This window comes from Micromonospora sp. B9E7 (assembly GCF_039871815.1).
Classification (GTDB): Bacteria; Actinomycetota; Actinomycetes; order Mycobacteriales; family Micromonosporaceae; genus Micromonospora.
In genome coordinates, this window is sequence record NZ_JBDPLX010000008.1 from 173,868 (window position 1) to 189,895 (window position 16,028).

14 protein-coding genes and 1 pseudogene are annotated in these 16,028 nt (G+C 71.0%); 6 read left to right on the top strand and 9 right to left on the bottom strand.

Translation table 11 applies throughout. The features are described from left to right. Nucleotides 1-18: 18 nt before the first annotated feature. The 3 genes from ABGB10_RS15890 to ABGB10_RS15900 all read right to left on the bottom strand — a co-directional run bounded on the left by ABGB10_RS15890 (nt 19) and on the right by ABGB10_RS15900 (nt 2,853). On the bottom strand, nt 19-438 hold the full coding sequence (locus tag ABGB10_RS15890; protein ID WP_347661604.1) for an Asp23/Gls24 family envelope stress response protein: 420 nt from the start codon (nt 436-438) through the stop codon (nt 19-21). 229 nt (nt 439-667) lie between these two features. Further along, nucleotides 668-1,672 carry a methylmalonyl Co-A mutase-associated GTPase MeaB gene (gene meaB / locus ABGB10_RS15895; RefSeq protein ID WP_347661605.1) on the bottom strand — a complete coding sequence of 335 codons (1,005 nt, stop codon included), beginning with the start codon at nt 1,670-1,672 and terminating at the stop codon, nt 668-670. Further along, nucleotides 1,669-2,853: an acetyl-CoA C-acetyltransferase gene (locus tag ABGB10_RS15900; RefSeq protein WP_347661606.1), complete on the bottom strand. Its 1,185-nt coding sequence runs from the start codon at nt 2,851-2,853 to the stop codon at nt 1,669-1,671. Before ABGB10_RS15900 ends, meaB begins: the two co-directional genes overlap by 4 nt. Nucleotides 2,854-2,936: 83 nt before the next feature. Between ABGB10_RS15900 and mce the strand changes: the two genes are divergently transcribed. From mce to ABGB10_RS15920, 4 genes are all read left to right on the top strand, one after another. Beyond that, complete coding sequence (mce, locus tag ABGB10_RS15905) at nt 2,937-3,413, top strand: methylmalonyl-CoA epimerase (protein ID WP_347661607.1); 477 nt, start codon at nt 2,937-2,939, stop codon at nt 3,411-3,413. Nucleotides 3,414-3,781: 368 nt separating this feature from the next. Next, entirely contained in the window at nt 3,782-5,137 is a 1,356-nt protein-coding gene (gene ccrA / locus ABGB10_RS15910; RefSeq protein WP_347661717.1) for a crotonyl-CoA carboxylase/reductase, read from the top strand. Nucleotides 5,138-5,432: 295 nt separating this feature from the next. Continuing rightward, nucleotides 5,433-6,695 (top strand): DivIVA domain-containing protein, encoded by a 1,263-nt coding sequence (locus ABGB10_RS15915; RefSeq protein WP_088987907.1) that lies wholly within the window; start codon nt 5,433-5,435, stop codon nt 6,693-6,695. 176 nt (nt 6,696-6,871) lie between these two features. Further along, on the top strand, nt 6,872-9,004 hold the full coding sequence (locus ABGB10_RS15920) for a hypothetical protein (RefSeq protein WP_347661608.1): 2,133 nt from the start codon (nt 6,872-6,874) through the stop codon (nt 9,002-9,004). Between the two features lie 97 nt (nt 9,005-9,101). Here ABGB10_RS15920 and ABGB10_RS15925 read toward each other — a convergent pair. Then, nucleotides 9,102-9,433 (bottom strand): annotated as a pseudogene (locus ABGB10_RS15925) (hypothetical protein). Nucleotides 9,434-9,959: 526 nt separating this feature from the next. Between ABGB10_RS15925 and ABGB10_RS15930 the strand changes: the two are divergent. Both ABGB10_RS15930 and ABGB10_RS15935 read left to right on the top strand, forming a co-directional pair. After that, nucleotides 9,960-10,148 (top strand): DUF397 domain-containing protein, encoded by a 189-nt coding sequence (locus tag ABGB10_RS15930; protein ID WP_347661609.1) that lies wholly within the window; start codon nt 9,960-9,962, stop codon nt 10,146-10,148. 126 nt (nt 10,149-10,274) lie between these two features. Next, complete coding sequence (locus ABGB10_RS15935; RefSeq protein WP_347661718.1) at nt 10,275-11,354, top strand: AI-2E family transporter; 1,080 nt, start codon at nt 10,275-10,277, stop codon at nt 11,352-11,354. A 4-nt stretch (nt 11,355-11,358) separates the two neighbouring features. Here ABGB10_RS15935 and ABGB10_RS15940 read toward each other — a convergent pair whose 3' ends face one another. The 5 genes from ABGB10_RS15940 to ABGB10_RS15960 form a co-directional block, all read right to left on the bottom strand. Next, nucleotides 11,359-12,156 (bottom strand): alpha/beta hydrolase, encoded by a 798-nt coding sequence (locus ABGB10_RS15940; protein ID WP_347661610.1) that lies wholly within the window; start codon nt 12,154-12,156, stop codon nt 11,359-11,361. Nucleotides 12,157-12,247: 91 nt separating this feature from the next. Beyond that, a complete protein-coding gene (locus ABGB10_RS15945) occupies nt 12,248-12,577 on the bottom strand; it encodes a hypothetical protein (protein ID WP_036411703.1) in 330 nt (109 codons plus the stop codon). A gap of 38 nt (nt 12,578-12,615) precedes the next feature. Next, a complete protein-coding gene (locus ABGB10_RS15950; RefSeq protein WP_347661611.1) occupies nt 12,616-13,674 on the bottom strand; it encodes a hypothetical protein in 1,059 nt (352 codons plus the stop codon). Further along, the gene (locus ABGB10_RS15955; protein WP_347661612.1) at nt 13,671-14,165 is read right to left on the bottom strand and encodes a SigE family RNA polymerase sigma factor; all 495 of its coding nucleotides are present in this window, start codon (nt 14,163-14,165) and stop codon (nt 13,671-13,673) included. Before ABGB10_RS15955 ends, ABGB10_RS15950 begins: the two co-directional genes overlap by 4 nt. A gap of 39 nt (nt 14,166-14,204) precedes the next feature. Next, nucleotides 14,205-15,995, bottom strand: a complete 1,791-nt coding sequence (locus ABGB10_RS15960; RefSeq protein WP_347661613.1) for a 3-hydroxybutyryl-CoA dehydrogenase — start codon at nt 15,993-15,995, stop codon at nt 14,205-14,207. Nucleotides 15,996-16,028 lie beyond the last annotated feature (33 nt).

Here is a 16,028-nt window from a genome sequence, read left to right on the forward strand (position 1 = left end):
CGCCGCCGCACCGACGCCTCAGGCTCCGGCTGCCGCTCCCGGCTGATTCAGCTCGATGTCGTCAACCGTGACGTTGACCTGGGTGACCGTCAGGCCGTACTTCTCCACCGCCTCGATCACGGCGGCGCGCACCGCCTCGGTCACATCGGCCACGACGTGCCCGGCGTCGATCACCAGGACCACGTTGATGACGGCCGCGCTGCCCTTCACGTCGGCCGAGACGCCTCGGCGAGCGTCGCCCACCTCGTCCAGGCCGACCTTGTCCAGCACGCTGTTGAAGAACCGCGCCACGTCACCGCCAAGATCGGCGACACCGGGCACCGCACGAGCGGCCGCGCCGGCGATCTTCTCGACGACCTCGTCGGAAACCGACGTGACACCCCGGGCCGCACCCGTCGCGGGCTGCACTGCACCGGCGTTCTCCACCGCGTCCGTCATGATCACATCTCCCCTGGTCCCGACGCACTGTGGACCGACCGATTCGTCAGCCCGCTTCGCGGAAGCCTCGTTTGCGGCCACGCGCGGCGAGCCTACTAAAACCAGAGCGACCTTCGCTTGCGGGCGTGAGGTGCGCTCCGACCGGCCGAACGAGCGAAGACGTGGGTCCGCACCGGACAGTGCCGGCCTGGTTCGTCCAGGTGGACGCGCTGGTCGGCGGGTCGCCGGGTCAGCGAGCGAGCTGGGCGAGCAACTCGTCCGCCGCCGTGTACGGGTCGGTCGCACCCTCGGCGACCTTGGTGGCGAGCGTGGCCAACTCCGTACCGTCGCGGAGTGAGCCGATCCGGGCGCGGAGGATGCCGAGCGCGATGGCCTCGATCTCGGCGGCGGCCCGCGCCTCCTGACGGCGGCGCAGCTCGCGGTGCTCGACCAGCCAGCCGCGGTGCTTGTCGATGGCGGCGGCGATGTCGTCGATGCCCTCGCCACGGGCGGCGATCGAGCGGACCACCTGCGGTCGCCACTGCCCCGGCCCGCGCTCACCGAGGGCGATCATGCCCTGGATGTCGCGGACGGTGGCGTCGACGCCGTCCCGGTCGGCCTTGTTGACCACGAAGACGTCGGCGATCTCCAGGATGCCGGCCTTGACCGCCTGGATCGCGTCGCCCATCCCGGGCGCGAGCAGCACCAGCGTGGTGTCGGCCAGCGAGGCGACCTCGACCTCGGCCTGCCCGACGCCGACTGTCTCCACCAGCACCACGTCACAGCCTGCGCCCTCCAGCACCCGGACCGCCTGCGGCGTCGCCGCGGCCAGCCCGCCGAGGTGACCCCGACTGGACATGGACCGGATGTAGACGCCCGGATCGGTGGCGTGGTCCTGCATCCGCACCCGGTCACCCAGGATCGCGCCGCCGGTGAACGGGCTGGACGGGTCGACCGCCAGCACGCCGACCCGGTGCCCGCGCGCCCGCAGGGCCCGGACCAGCTCGTTCGTGGTGGTCGACTTGCCCACCCCGGGCGAGCCGGTCAACCCGACCACCTGGGCCTGCCCGGCGTACGGCGCCAGCGCCGCGGCGATCGCCGGCAGCAGCGTGTCGCCGTTCTCCACCAACGTGATCAACCGGGCCACCGCGCGGGGGTCACCCGCGCGGGCCCGTTCCACCAGCAGCGGTACGTCCCGACTGCGGCGCACCGACGTGGCGCCCGCCGCCGGCACGTGCTCGGCCGCTCCGCTCACTGGCCCGGCACGTGGATGATCAGGGCGTCACCCTGGCCACCGCCGCCGCAGAGGGCCGCCGCGCCGGTGCCACCGCCGCGCCGCTTCAGCTCCAGGGCGAGGGTGAGTACGAGACGAGCGCCGGACATGCCGATCGGGTGCCCGAGGGCGATCGCGCCGCCGTTGACGTTGACCTTGTCCGGACTGATGCCGAGGTCACGGGTGGACTGGATGCCGACCTGGGCGAACGCCTCGTTGATCTCGATGAGGTCCAGGTCCGCGACGCTCAGGCCACCCTTCTTCAGGGCGTGGTTGATCGCGTTGGACGGCTGCGAGTGCAGGGAGTTGTCCGGGCCCGCCACGTTGCCGTGCGCACCGATCTCGGCCAGCCAGGTCAGCCCCAGCTCGGTGGCCTTGGCCTTGCTCATCACGAGCACGGCGGCAGCGCCGTCGGAGATCGGCGACGAACTGCCGGCGGTGATGGTGCCGTCCTTGGCGAAGGCGGGACGCAGCTTGGCCAGCGACTCGACGGTGGTGTCCGGGCGGATGCCCTCGTCCTCGCTGATCACCAGCGGGTCACCCTTGCGCTGCGGGATCACCACCGGGGTGATCTCGTCGGCGAAGTGGCCGTTCTTCTGGGCGGCGGCGGCCCGCTGGTGGCTGGCGGCGGCGAAGGCGTCCTGCTCGGTACGGGAGATGCCGTGCTTGCTGCCGAGCCGCTCGGTGGACTCGCCCATCGAGCAGCAGTCCCAGGCGTCACTGAGCCCGTCGTGCGCCATGTGGTCCTTGACCACCACGTCGCCGTACTTGTAGCCGGTGCGCTGGCCCATCAGCAGGTGTGGCGCGTTGGTCATCGACTCCATGCCGCCGGCCACCACGATGTCGAACTCGCCGGCGCGGATCAGCTGGTCGGCCAGGGCGATGGCGTCCAGGCCGGAGAGGCAGACCTTGTTGATGGTCAGCGCCGGCACGGACATCGGCACGCCGGCCTCGACCGCCGCCTGTCGCGCCGGGATCTGACCGGCGCCGGCCTGCAACACCTGCCCCATGATCACGTACTGGACCTGGTCCGGGCTGACGCCGGCACGCTCCAGCGTCGCCTTGATGGCGATTCCGCCGAGCTTCGTGGCCGGGAGGTCCTTGAGGTTGCCCAGCAGCCGCCCCATCGGGGTCCGCGCGCCGCTGACGATCACCGAAGCCATGCCTGCCTCCGAAGGGGGTGCCGAACTGTTCAAGGGGGGTGCCGAGCTGTACGCCTTAACGATTGTTCGGTCAGACTAACGCCATGGCTGACAACTCCCCCGCCGAGCCCGGTGCGGACTACGTCACAGACATCGGGCTTCGCAAGATTGACCACGTCGGGATCGCCGTGGCCGACCTGGACGCCGCGATCGACTTCTACCAGCGGACGTTCGGGATGCGCTGCGTACACGTCGAGACGAACGAGGAACAGGGCGTTCGCGAGGCGATGCTGTCCGTCGGGCCGACCACCGAGGGCGGCTGCGTGCAGTTGCTCGCACCGCTGACCCCGGAGTCGACGATCGCCAAGTTCCTGGACCGCAGCGGGCCGGGCGTGCAGCAGGTCGCGTACACCGTGGTGGACGTCGACGCGGCCTGCGCGGCACTGCGCGAGCGGGGCATGCGACTCCTCTTCGAGACCCCGAGACGCGGCACCGCGGACAGCCGGATCAACTTCGTACACCCGAAGGACGCCGGCGGCGTCCTCGTGGAACTGGTCGAACCCGCCCGCACCCCGCACTGACCTCCCGCGCCACCCCGCCCCGCGCCGCTAGCAAGATCCGCGCAACGTCGGGGATGTTGCTGCCTCCATCGCGTCTGAGGCAGCAACATCCCCGACGTTGTTGCCTCCTCGCGCGGGGGCGTGGCCCGCGAAGCCGTTTGCGCGCACGCCAGTGCGCGGTTGACGGGCTGGTCGGACACCTTCACGCATCGGTGGATGCAGTTTTTCACAGAGGACTTCCCGGCCTAGCTACCGTTCAGTAACGTCCGGCCCCACAGGAGCGCGATCGGGGTCGGATGTGTCGAATGCCGACATGGTGGTCGTGCCCCACCGGCGCCGACGATGGCAGCACCCAGGCCCGTGCGGGTGCGGACGAACCGGAGGTCACCGTGCAGGACATCCTCGAAGCGATCATGGCGGCGGAGGAATCGAACGATCCGGACCGCGAGCTCGCCGGCGTCGCCGGGCTGCCCGTGCCGGAGAGCTACCGGGGCGTGGTGGTCCGCGCCGAGGAGTCCCGGATGTTCGACGGCATGGCCAGCCGGGACAAGGACCCACGCAAGGCGCTGCACGTGCAGGAGGTGCCGACGCCGGAGCTGGCGCCTGGCGAGGCACTGATCGCGGTGATGGCCAGCGCGATCAACTACAACACCGTGTGGACCAGCATCTTCGAGCCGGTTTCCACCTTCAAGTTCCTCCAGCGCTACGGCCGGGTCTCCGAGCTGACCCGCCGGCACGACCTGCCGTACCACGTGGTCGGTTCGGACGCGGCGGGCGTGGTGCTGCGCGTCGGCCCCGGGGTGACCCGCTGGGCGCCCGGCGACGAGGTGGTCGCGCACTGCCTCTCCGTCGAACTGGAGGACGCGGCCGGGCACGACGACACCATGCTCGACCCGCAGCAGCGGATCTGGGGCTTCGAGACCAACTTCGGCGGGCTGGCCGAGATGGCGGTGGTCAAGGCCAACCAGCTCATGCCGAAGCCGCGGCACCTGAGCTGGGAGGAAGCGGCCAGCCCCGGGCTGGTCAACTCCACCGCGTACCGGCAGCTCGTCTCCCACCACGGGGCCAACATGAAGCAGGGTGACGTGGTGCTGATCTGGGGCGCCTCCGGTGGCCTCGGCGGGTATGCCACCCAGATGGCGCTCAACGGCGGCGCGATCCCGGTCTGCGTCGTCTCCTCGCCGGAGAAGGCCGAGCTGTGCCGCCGGATGGGCGCGGAGCTGGTCATCGACCGGGCCGCGGAGGGTTTCCGCTTCTGGAAGGACGAGGAGACCCAGGACCCGGACGAGTGGCGGCGCTTCGGCGAGAGGATCCGCGAGCTGACCGGCGGAGAGGACCCGGACATCGTCTTCGAGCACCCGGGGCGGGAGACGTTCGGCGCCAGCGTCTTCGTGGCCCGGCGCGGCGGGACCATCGTCACCTGCGCGTCCACCAGTGGTTTCCAGCACCAGTACGACAACCGCTACCTGTGGATGCACCTCAAGCGGATCGTCGGCAGCCACTTCGCCAACTACCACGAGGCGTGGCAGGCCAACCGTCTGGTCGCGCTCGGCAAGGTGCACCCGACGGTCTCCCGCACCTATCCACTGGAGCAGACCGGACAGGCCGCGTACGAGGTGCACCGCAACGCCCACCAGGGCAAGGTCGGGGTGCGTTGCCTCGCACCCACCGACGGGCTGGGCGTACGCGACGGGGAGCTGCGCGCCCAGCACGAGGACGCGATCAACCGGTTCCGGGGCCACTGAACCGGCACTGACCTGGTCACCGGCCGGACGGACGAGCACCGGGTGGCCATTGTGGTGCCCGGCATTGTTCTTCCATCCCATTAGCGCAAGGCTGCCCCGGGATCGAACAAAGGGCCTCGGGGTTACTCGGGGCCCTTTTCCGGATCACGCCACATGGCGTGCACGCCGCCCGGGACCTGCCAAGATCGCCGGTTGGTCCGGCTCTGCCGATCACCCAAGTTGACCATGCAAAGAGGGCACGAAAGCTCCGCACCGCTCTTGCGAACCACCCTGGGGCGTCTGCCAGTATGTCCCAATGCCCCAGCAGCAGTCCTCCCCTCTCGCGTTCTTCGATAACGCGAACTCGCAGCCAGATTTCACCGTGGGTCTGCGCGGATACAACACTCACCAGGTCGACGACTTCCTCGGCCGGATGACCGCCGCGCTCACCCAGTCCGAGCAGGCCCGTGCCGAGGCCGAGCAGCGGATGAACGACGCCCAGCGTCGGCTCCGCCAAGCCGAACAGCGCATGAGCGCGTTGGAGCAGAAGCTCACCGACACGAACAAGCAGCTCGAAGAGAACAACCGGCCCACCCTCTCCGGGCTCGGCACCCGCGTCGAGCAGATCCTCCGGCTCGCCGAGGAGCAGGCCAACGACCACCGCAACGAGGCCAAGCGCGAGTCCGAGGGCATCCTCTCCGCCGCCCGCCTCGAGGCTCGCGAGATCACCGACAAGGCACGCGCCGAGGCCGCCGCCATGAAGGCCAGCGCCGAGCGCGAGGCTGGCAACCTGCGTACGGCCGCCGAGCGTGAGGCCGCCGAGGTTCGGGTGCAGGCCCGCCGCGAGGCGGACACGCTGCGCGCGGACGCCGACCGTGAGACCAAGCAGCTGCGCACCGTCACCGCGCACGAGGTGGCCGAGCTGAAGTCGACTGTCGAGCGGGAGGTGGCCACCCTCCGGGCCACCGCCGAGCGCGAGATCACCCAGCAGCGGGCGAAGGCCGCCCGCGAGGCTGAGGAGAAGCGTGCCGAGGCGACCAAGCTGCTGACCGACGCCCGGGACAAGCGCGACAAGGACCTCCAGGCTCTGGAGCTCCAGCTTGCCGAGCGGCGCGAGAAGGCCGAGCGCGAGGAGTCCGAGCGCCACGCCGCCCAGGTCGCGCAGACCCAGAAGCTGGTCAGCGAGGCCGAGCAGCGTGCCCGGGCCGCGCAGGAGCGCGCCAAGGAGATCGAGCAGCGCGCCGAGGCTCGGCGGGTCGAGTCGGAGCGCAACGCCGCCGAGACGGTGGACAAGGCCAAGGCCCACTCCGAGAAGACGCTCAACGAGGCCAAGGCCGAGTCGCAGCGCCTGCTCACCGAGGCCCGCACGGAGGCGGAGCTGACCACGCAGGCCGCCCGCCGCGAGGTCGAGGACCTCACCCGGCAGAAGGACGCGGTCACCTCGCAGCTGGGCCAGATGCTCTCCGGGCTCGCCGGCATCGTTCCGGGGGTGCCGGCTGCGGCGGCTCCGGCGGCCAAGCCGGAGGCCAAGAAGACCGACGGCGGTCAGGACCGGGTTCCCGCGGAGACCGCTGGCTGACGCATGGCGTAGGTCGGGGCATCGACGGCGCGAGGTGACACCGGGTGACCGGTTCCACCTCGCGCCGTATGCGTTTCCCAGCTCGTGGAATGCCCTGCTCAAAACGGAGTGAAGTAGCTCGCACAAGGCCCGTCCGTATCGCCCCAGCAGGCCCCGATGCGTGTGAGGATGGGGGTATGTCGCACGGCGAGGAACTGTTCGCTCTTGGCGGGGACGTGACGACGGAGCCCAGCTTCGAGTCCGCTCTGCGGGGGTACGAGAAGAAACAGGTCGATCGGTATGTCGCGCGTGCCGAACACGAGATCGCGACCCTCGCCTCGGAACGGGAACAGGCGTACACACAGATCCACAAGCTCGCCGGCCAGGTCGAGGTCCTCCAGCGCGACCTGACCCAGGTGCGCAAGCAGATGAACGTGGTGGACAAGGCTTCGTTCAAGCATCTCGGCCCGCTCGTCGACTCGATCCTCACCCAGTCCGAAGAGCTGGCCGAGCAGATCGTCGCCGACGCCAACGTGGAGATCGAGGCCCGTCGTGCCGCGGCCGAGCACATCGTCGAGGAGGCCCGCGAGCAGGCCGCGCGGGCACTGAAGGACTTCGAGATCGCTCTCGCCGCGCGGCGCGCGGAGGAGGAGCGGCACAGCGCCGCCCAGCGGGCGGAGGCGGAGAAGACCCTGCGGTCGGCCCGGGACGAGTCGGCGCAGCTGCGTAAGACGGCGCAGGACGCGCTGGCGAAGGCCCAGCAGGAGGCCACCCAGCTACGGGACACCGCCAAGGAGATCCACACCCGGGCCCAGCAGGAGTCGACCAAGCTGCGCGAGGCGGCTCGCGAGACGTTGGCCAATGCCCGACAGGAGGCCAGCGACCTGCGCGAGGCGGCCAAGGAGGTGCACGCCAAGGCCCTACAGGAGGCCAAGCGCCTCACCGACACCGCGACCGAGGCGGGCCGGGCCACGCATGCCAAGGCGCAGCACGAGGCCAAGCAGATCATCGACGACGCTTCGATGGCGGGCCGCGCCACCCGCGCCAAGGCGCAGCAGGAGGCGGAGCGGCTGGTCACGCAGGCGTCCGAGTCGGCCAAGCGCAACCGCGCCGAGACCGAGGCGTACGTGCAGCGGATGCGCACCGAGACCGAGGCGTACGTCAAGCACACCCGGGAGCAGACGCAGCAGGAGCTGGGCGCGTGGCGGGCCGGGGTGGAGCAGGAGGTCAACTCCCGGCGGGAGGCGGCGGACCGGGAGCTGGAGCAGCGGCGTTCCGCAGCCGAGCAGGAGTACGCCAAGCGTCGCGAGGAGCTGGACAAGCAGCACAAGTCCCGCCAGCAGGAGTTGGAGACCGGGTTCACCAGTCGTCAGCAGGAGCTGGAGACGGGCTTCACCAGCCGCCGCGACGAGCTGGAGACCGCGTACACCGGCCGCAAGAACGAGCTGGAAACCGCGTACACCGCTCGTAACGAGGAGCTGGAGAGCGAGTACACGGCCCGCAAGAACGAGATCGAGCAGGGCGCGGCCGGGGTTCTCCAGGCGGCCGAGCAGGACGCGGCTGCTCTGCGCCAGCGGGCCGAGACGGAGGCCGCCGAGCTGCTGAGCCGGGCGAAGACCGAGGCCGGCGACAAGCGCCGCGAGGCCGACGAGCATGTCGCGGCCTCCCGCCGGCAGTTCGAGGAGTACGCGGCCACCACCCAGCAGCACCTGGCCACCACGCAGCAGCACCTGGCGGCCACCCAGCAGGAGGCGGCGGCGGGCCGGCAGCAGCTCGCCCAGGTGATGCTGGAGATCGCCCAGGCCCAGCAGCAGCTCGCAGACCTGCGGCAGGAGACCTGGAAGTCCCGGCAGGAGTCCGACGATCTCCAGCGGCAGATGGCCGAGCTGCGGTTGCAGAGCGTCGCCGGCCCGATCGACGGTCCGACCACGCCGGCCACCGGTGACGGCAAGAGGGCCGGCGATGGCGACGACGGCGCGACCGTCTCCGGCTCGGCGACCGTCGACGCCGGCACGTCGCAGGGGTCGGGTGCGACCACCGGCCTCAAGGCCGAGTCCGCCGACACCCGGCAGCCGGTGAACGCCAGCGCGGAGGACGCCGGGCAGCCGGCGACGCGCCCCGTGGCCGAGCCGATGACCACCGTCGACGGAGGCACGGCCAGCGCCGGGGTGGACGGGGAACCGACCGTCGCCGCCGTCCCGGGGGTGGGTGGTCGGGACGCCAAACCGACCAAGATCACCAGCACCGGTGAGAACGGCAAGCGGCCCAGCAAGCCGACCACCGACGAGCGCAGCGCCAAGCCCAGCAAGGTCACCATCGAGAAGGACTGAGCCCGCCGGCGCGGCCAGCCGCATGATCGACACGAGATCAGTGAAATCGGGGTGTCCGGGTAAGCCGGACACCCCGATTTCATGAAAGGCGAGTGGATCAGGGCCGGTGGTCGGGTGGTGGGTCGATGATCGGGCGGCGGAACGGGCCCCACGCCACGAAGCGTTCGAACAGCTCCCGAGGTGCCGGACCGTCGTAGGGGTTGAGCTGGTACAGGTCGTGCGCCGCCTCGTGGTACAGCCCGGCGAGGTAGATGGTCAGCGCCGCCGGATCGGTGTCGAACTCCGCCTTGAGCAGCAGCCGGGCGTCTGCGCAGGGCCACGGCAGGCCGTCGGCCCGGCAGCACCACATGGTCGCAGCGGGGTGTGCGGCGTCCGCGCGCCGCAGGATCGGGGAAACAGGGGGTACGGCCCGAGCCGCGGCTGGGGCATCCCCGACACCGGGGTACCTGCCCCGCCGCCCGAGTTTGGACCCGGCGGCGTGCGGCCGATGGACAACCGGGACACCGGGGTACGTGCCTTCCCACGTGGATTGGAACCCGGCGGTGTGCAGCCGGTGGAGGGCCACGACGCCGAGGCGACGGTGACGGGCAGTGACCGGCTGGCGGGGTAAGACGTGGGCACAGCGTTGTCTCCTCGGCTAGGGCACGATCGCGCCGAGGTGGAGACGGCAGGTCCGCGCGGTGGGAACCGGTGTGGTCCGGGACGACCCGGTACGTGACAGTCTGCTGAGGACACCGCTACGGTCGGAAGGCTCGACGGCTCCGGTGGGGTGACTGCGGTGACGACGTGACCCGCCGGGTCGACCGGTGGAGACGACCCTCGGAAACCAGCTTGCCGGAGTCGTGGTTGACCGAGATGGTGACGTGGCTACGCTGCTCTCACGATGGGAGACGGTTCGAAACGAAGCACTCTCTCATCGGCACTCGATCGACCTGATGAAGGAAGCAGTGGACTCATGCACCTGAGTGGCACAGTCTGGCGCACCTCCACTCGCAGCGGGAACAGTGAGTGCGTCGAGGTGGCGGACAATCTGCCCGGGGTCGTAGGCGTACGGGACAGCAAGGACCCGACCGGCCCGGTGCTGATGTTCGCGCCGGCCGCGTGGCGGGCGTTCGTCGCTGTAGCCGGTCGTCCGACGGCCTGAGCCGGGAGGTCCCTGGTGCCACAGCACGACCCGTCGGCTGGCGATCCGGACGCGACGCCCGATCCCCCGTCGGCCGAAACCGCACCGATCGACACACCGCCTCCGGTGCCGGTCCCCGCTCCGGGGATCGACCCGGACGAGCCGCCAGCCATTCCGTCCGGGAAGTTCGGCACTCCGGGGCGCCCGCTGCGCCGCAGTAGCTTCCTGATCGGCTTCACGGGTGCGCTGGGCGTGCTGCTGGCGTACACCCTCTATCTGGGGATTCGGAATGCCGGCGGCATCCTGGTGCTGGTGGTGATCGCGCTCTTCCTCGCGATCGGCCTCAACCCGGCGGTGGTCCGACTACGCCGCTGGGGTGTGCCGCACGGCCTGGCGGTCGCGGTGGTCGCGTTGACAGTGGTGCTGCTGCTCTGCGGCGGAGTGGTCGCACTGGTCCCGCCGATCGTCACCCAGTCCGGGCAGTTCATCGACCAGATCCCGAGCCTGCTCGACGAGCTGCGCCGCAATCCGACGGTCAACGACCTGGTGGAGCGGTACGACGTGGTGGAGCGCGTGCAGGGCGCGGCCAACGCCGAGACCGTCGGCCGGGCGCTGGGCGGGGTGCTCGGCGGGGCCCAACTGATCTTCGGCACGGTTTTCCGGACGCTGACCGTGCTGGTGCTGACGATCTACTTCCTGGCCTACTTCAACAAGCTGCGCTCGCTGGGCTACTCGCTGGTGCCCCGCTCGCGGCGGGAGCGGGTGCAGCTGATCGGCGACGAGATCCTGGCCAAGGTGGGCGCCTACATGGTCGGCGCGCTGAGCATCGCGGTGCTGGCCGGGGCGACCACCTTCGTGTTCGCGCTGATCGTCGGGCTGCCGTATCCGTTCGCGTTGGCCGTGGTGGTCGCGGTGACCGATCTGATCCCGCAGATCGGCGCGACCCTGGGCGCGGTGATCGTGAGCCTGGTCGGCTTCGCCGCCGACCTGCCCACCGGCATCGCCTGCGCGGTGTTCTTCCTCATCTACCAGCAGGTGGAGAACTACCTGATCTACCCGAAGGTGATGCGGCGCTCGGTCGAGGTCAACGAGGTGGCGGCCCTGCTCGCCGCGCTGCTCGGAGTGGCGCTGCTGGGTGTGGTGGGCGCGCTGATCGCCATCCCCACGGTGGCCGCGCTGCAACTGATCCTGCGCGAGGTGGTGCTGCCCCGCCAGGAGAGAGGATGACCGGTCAGTCGCCCGGTTGCGGGACGGGCGTGTCCGCGAACGAGGCCACCGTCCGATCGGCGTACGCGCTGACGTCGCCGGTCTCCACCGGGCCGTCCCAGGTCGTCGGCAGCGGCACCTCGACGGCCGGGTTGACCCGCCGGACGATCTCGTTGAGCACCGTCTCCGCGTCACCCACCCAGAGGTGCTTGGCACCCGGCACGCCGACCACCTCGGCCTGCGGCACCGCGGCGAACCGCTCCCGCGCCTCGGTCGGACGCAGGTAGTCGTCGAACTCCGGCACCAGCGCCGCCAACGGCCGACCCGAGGCGGCCCAGGTGGCCAGGTCCTCCGGGTTCGAGAAGCGCAGCGGCGGGGAGAGCAGGATCGCCCCGGCGATCGTCGGGTCGCAGCCGTACTTCAGGGCCAGGTCGGTGCCGAACGACCAGCCGACGAGCCAGATGTCGGGCAGCTCGGCGAACTCCGCGTACTCGATGGCGGCGGCCACGTCGTACCGCTCGCCCACCGCACCGTCGAACGCGCCCTCGCTGGTGCCGCGCAGGCTGCTGGTGCCCCGGGTGTTGAACCGCAGCACCGCCAGGTCGGCCATTGCGGGCAGCCGCCAGGCCGCCTTGCGGAAGACGTGGCTGTCCATCATCCCGCCGTGGGTGGGCAGCGGGTGCAGGCAGACCAGGGTGGCCACCGGCGGCCGGTCGGCCGGCAGGGCCAACTCTCCGACCAGTCGCAGACCGTCGGCCGTGTGCAGCTCGATGTTCTCCCGCCGGCCGGGCAGGATCGACGACGCGCGGATCGCTGTGCTCACCGGCCAAGTCTGTCGCGAAAGCGCCGCCGCCGCCCACCCAGGCACGAACAGGGTGACCCAGGTCGCTCAGCGGGGTCGCCCGGCGGGTCGCTCAGTAGCGCGGGGTGCCTCGGCCGCGCTGTACCGCCGGGCCACGCCGGTCCCGGGCGCGCCAGCAACCGCTGTGCCAGTGCCGCCGGTCGGTCAGGTCACCCAGGCCGTCCGCCGGCCAGGCCACCAGGTGCGCCACCCCGGGTCGGATCTCCTGGTCACAGCCGGGGCAACGGTACGTCTTGACCGACGCGCCCGCGCCGATGCCGCGTACCTGCCAGGCGCCGTCGGTCCACTGCTGCACCGAGGCGACGCCCTGCCGGACCCGGTCGGCGTCCAGGTTGGCGTTCTCGTCCCGGCGAGGGCGGTTGCGACGGGGGCTCACAGTCACCAAGCGTACGGTCCGTTCGGTGGAACGGCCCGGGGCGGTCACCAGGTCGCGGGCTGGTCCAGGTGCTCGGCGACCCGCGCTCCGAGGAGCACTGTCGTCGCCTCCGCCTCGGTGAAGCTCTGCTCGTAGTTGAAGGAAGCGAACAGTTGGGCCCGAGGGATGTCCAGGAGTTCCAGCCGTGCGCCAGCAGGGTCGTAGGCGGGGTCGTAGTAGGCGGGTCTACCGCCGATCGTCCGGTTCGCCGACGCCTTGGCCATCAGGGTGGTCCTCGCGTACTGGAACTCGACACTCACCCCTCTGCCCTGGTCGTCGTCGCTCACGCGCAGCATCACCGCGTACGCCGCCGGGAAGGTGCCCACGAAACTCGCGCAGCTTCCGACCCGGGCACCGGCCGGCAGATCGGTCAACCGCAGCGGACCGCTGCACGCGTACGCCCGGTCGAGCCGCAACGCGGCGGCGGCCTCGTGCAGGGGGCCCTCGTCCGGACCGGGCACGCTGGCTCCGGCGTACACGCCGGGGGCCGGCTGCCAGTAACGTCGCCAGATCGGCACACCGTCCGGCCCGTCGGAGTGGACCACGGAACCGTCGTAGCGGTTGGCGGTGGCGCCCTCCAACGGCGGCATGTTCCAGGCACCGGTGGATCGCAACACGTCGGCCGAGGTCAGCTCGACGGTGACCGTCCGGCCGCCCATGTCGATCTTCGCGGTCTCCTTGCCGCCGCCGACGTTCCACTCCAGGAACCGGGGGCCGCCCGGGGCGAGGCCGATGTGCAGCAGGCTCGGGTCCTTGCCGATCTGGTCGGGGCGGGCCGCCGCACCCGGAGCGCCGTCGACCAGCGGCGGTAGGAACGCAACAGTGGTCTCGGCCAAGCCGGGAGTGACCGTGTGACCGAGGCCGGGCAGGCGACCCATCGGCCCGGCGGCCACGCCGGCACCGAGTAGCGCGACCACGCCCAGGGTGGCACCAGCGGCGACCCGCCGCCGCCGTACCCGGGTACGCCCCCGGCGCACCGAGCCGACCAGCAGCCGGTCGCCGTCCACCGGCCCCTCGGCGTGTTCCCGCAGCGTCAGGACGATCCGCTCGTCGAGGTCTGTCACGGTCGGCTCCCGTTCGTGGTCGGGGCACCGCAGCGCTCCCGCAGGTTGGCGAGCGCCCGCATCGCGTGGGTGCGGACGGTGACCGGCGAGCAGTCCAGGATCTGGGCGATCGTCGTGTCGTCGAGGTCCTCGTAGTAGCGCAGCACCAGCACCGCCCGCTGACGGTCGGGCAGGCCGAGGATCAGCCGCCACATCTCGTCCCGGTCCGCCGCCTCGCCGCCGAGGTCGCCACGGTGCGGCCGCTCCGCGAAGGTGTCGACGACCAGCTCACGGCTGGACCGCCGACGCCACCAGGAGATGTTGGCGTTGACCAGCATGCGGCGCACGTACACGTCGGGCCGGTCGGCGCGGACGATCCGGCGCCACTGCACGTACGCCTGGGACAGCACCTCCTGGGTGAGGTCCTCGGCCCGGTGCACGTCACCGGTCAGCAACCGGGCGAGCCGGACCAGCGCCGGGCCCCGGCTGCTGACGTACTCCTCGAAGGTCACACTTTGCAGACGCCGTCGGCACCCTCCGGCGTTGACCCGTCAGCGGTGCGAGTGGTCGCGGAAGCCGCGGCGGGTCTTGCGGCCCAGGTAGCCGGCGGTGACCAGGTGTTCCAGCAGCGGTGCGGGCGCGAAGCCGGGCTCGCGCAGCTCCAGGTACAGCTCGCGCTGGATGGCCAGGGAGACGTCCAGCCCGACCACGTCGAGCAGCTCGAACGGGCCCATCGGATAGCCGCAGCCCAGCTTCATCGCGTGGTCGATGTCGTCGGCCGTCGAGTAGCTGGCCTCCAACATCTTCACCGCGTCGTTCAGGTACGGGAAGAGCAGCGCGTTGACGATGAACCCGGACCGGTCGCCGCAGACCACGCCGGTCTTGCCGAGCGCGGCGCAGACCGCGCGGGCGGTCGCGGTCGCCTCCGGGGACGTGCGGATGGTGCGGACCACCTCGACCAGCGGCATGACCGGCGCCGGGTTGAAGAAGTGCAGCCCCACCACGTCGGCCGGCCGGTGGGTGGCCATCGCCACGTCGATCACCGGCAGCGAGGAGGTGGTGGTGGCCAGCACGACGCCCGGCTTGCAGATCTCGTCGAGGCTCGCGAAGAGTGCCTTCTTGACGCTCAACTCCTCGACCACCGCCTCGACCACCAGGTCGACGTCGGCGAGGTGGTCGAGCGTGGCCGACCAGCTGATCCGGCCGAGCGCGGCATCCCGGTCGGCCTCGGCGAGCTTGCCCCGCACCACACCCTTGTTCAGCGAGGTCTTCACCGCCTCGCAGACCTTCGCGGACTTCTCCGCGCCACGGGTCACCGAGACGACCTCGTAACCGGCCTTCGCGAAGACCTCGATGATCCCGGTGGCCATCGTCCCGGAACCCACGACGCCGACCTTCGTGATGGCCCGCGCGCCGTCGGCGAGCGCGGCGTCCGTGGCCAGCGGCGTCACCTCGTCCGGTACGACCACCGGGCTGCCGGGCCGCTCGTAGGTGTAGAAGCCCCGACCCGACTTACGACCGAGCAGCCCCGCCGTCACCATCTGCTTGAGCAGTGGCACCGGGGCGTGCCGGCGGTCCCGACCCCCGCGCCGGTACATGGTGTCCAGGATCTCGTACGCGGTGTCCAGGCCGATCAGGTCCATCAACGCCAGCGGGCCCATCGGCAGGCCGCAGCCGAGCTTCATGGCGGCGTCGATGTCCTCCCGCGTCGCGTAGTGCGACTCGAACATGCCGACCGCGTGGTTGAGGTAGCCGAAGAGCAGCGCGTTGGCGATGAAACCGGCCCGGTCGTTGATGGTGACGTCGACCTTGCCGAGCCGGGCGCAGAGCGCCTCGACGTCGGCGACCACCTCGGGTGAGGTGACGACCGTGCGGACCACCTCGACCAGCTTCATGACCGGCGCCGGGTTGAAGAAGTGGATGCCGATCACCTGGTTGGGCCGGCTGGTGGCGACCGAGATCTCGGTGACGCTCAGCGACGAGGTGTTGGTGGCGAGGATGGTCTCCGGCCGGCAGACCCGGTCCAGCTCCGCGAAGATCCGCTGCTTGAGGTCCAGGTGCTCGGGCACCGCCTCGATGACCAGGTCGACGGAGTGCAGCGCGTCCAGCCCGACCGCGAAGTGCACCCGCTCGTGCAGGGCGTCGCGGTCCGCCGCGGCGAGCTTGCCCTTGGCGACCGCCCGGTCGGTGGAGCCGGTGAGGGTGGCCCGGCCGCGCTCCAGCGCCGGCTCGGAGATCTCGACGGCCACCACGTCGATGCCGTTGCGGGCGAAGACCTCGACGATGCCGGCACCCATGGTGCCCAGCCCCACCACGCCCACGGTGCTGAAATCGCGCGCCACGACCGGCCTCCCCAGAGACTCCGCACGACCACT

Bases quoted from the DNA above. Each gene is read 5' to 3' on its own strand.
- ABGB10_RS15890 (WP_347661604.1), bottom strand. From the start codon at position 438: ATGACGGACGCGGTGGAGAACGCCGGTGCAGTGCAGCCCGCGACGGGT.
- ABGB10_RS15900 (WP_347661606.1), bottom strand. From the start codon at position 2,853: ATGGCTTCGGTGATCGTCAGCGGCGCGCGGACCCCGATGGGGCGGCTG.
- mce (WP_347661607.1), top strand. From the start codon at position 2,937: ATGGCTGACAACTCCCCCGCCGAGCCCGGTGCGGACTACGTCACAGAC.
- ABGB10_RS15915 (WP_088987907.1), top strand. From the start codon at position 5,433: ATGCCCCAGCAGCAGTCCTCCCCTCTCGCGTTCTTCGATAACGCGAAC.
- ABGB10_RS15920 (WP_347661608.1), top strand. From the start codon at position 6,872: ATGTCGCACGGCGAGGAACTGTTCGCTCTTGGCGGGGACGTGACGACG.
- ABGB10_RS15930 (WP_347661609.1), top strand. From the start codon at position 9,960: ATGCACCTGAGTGGCACAGTCTGGCGCACCTCCACTCGCAGCGGGAAC.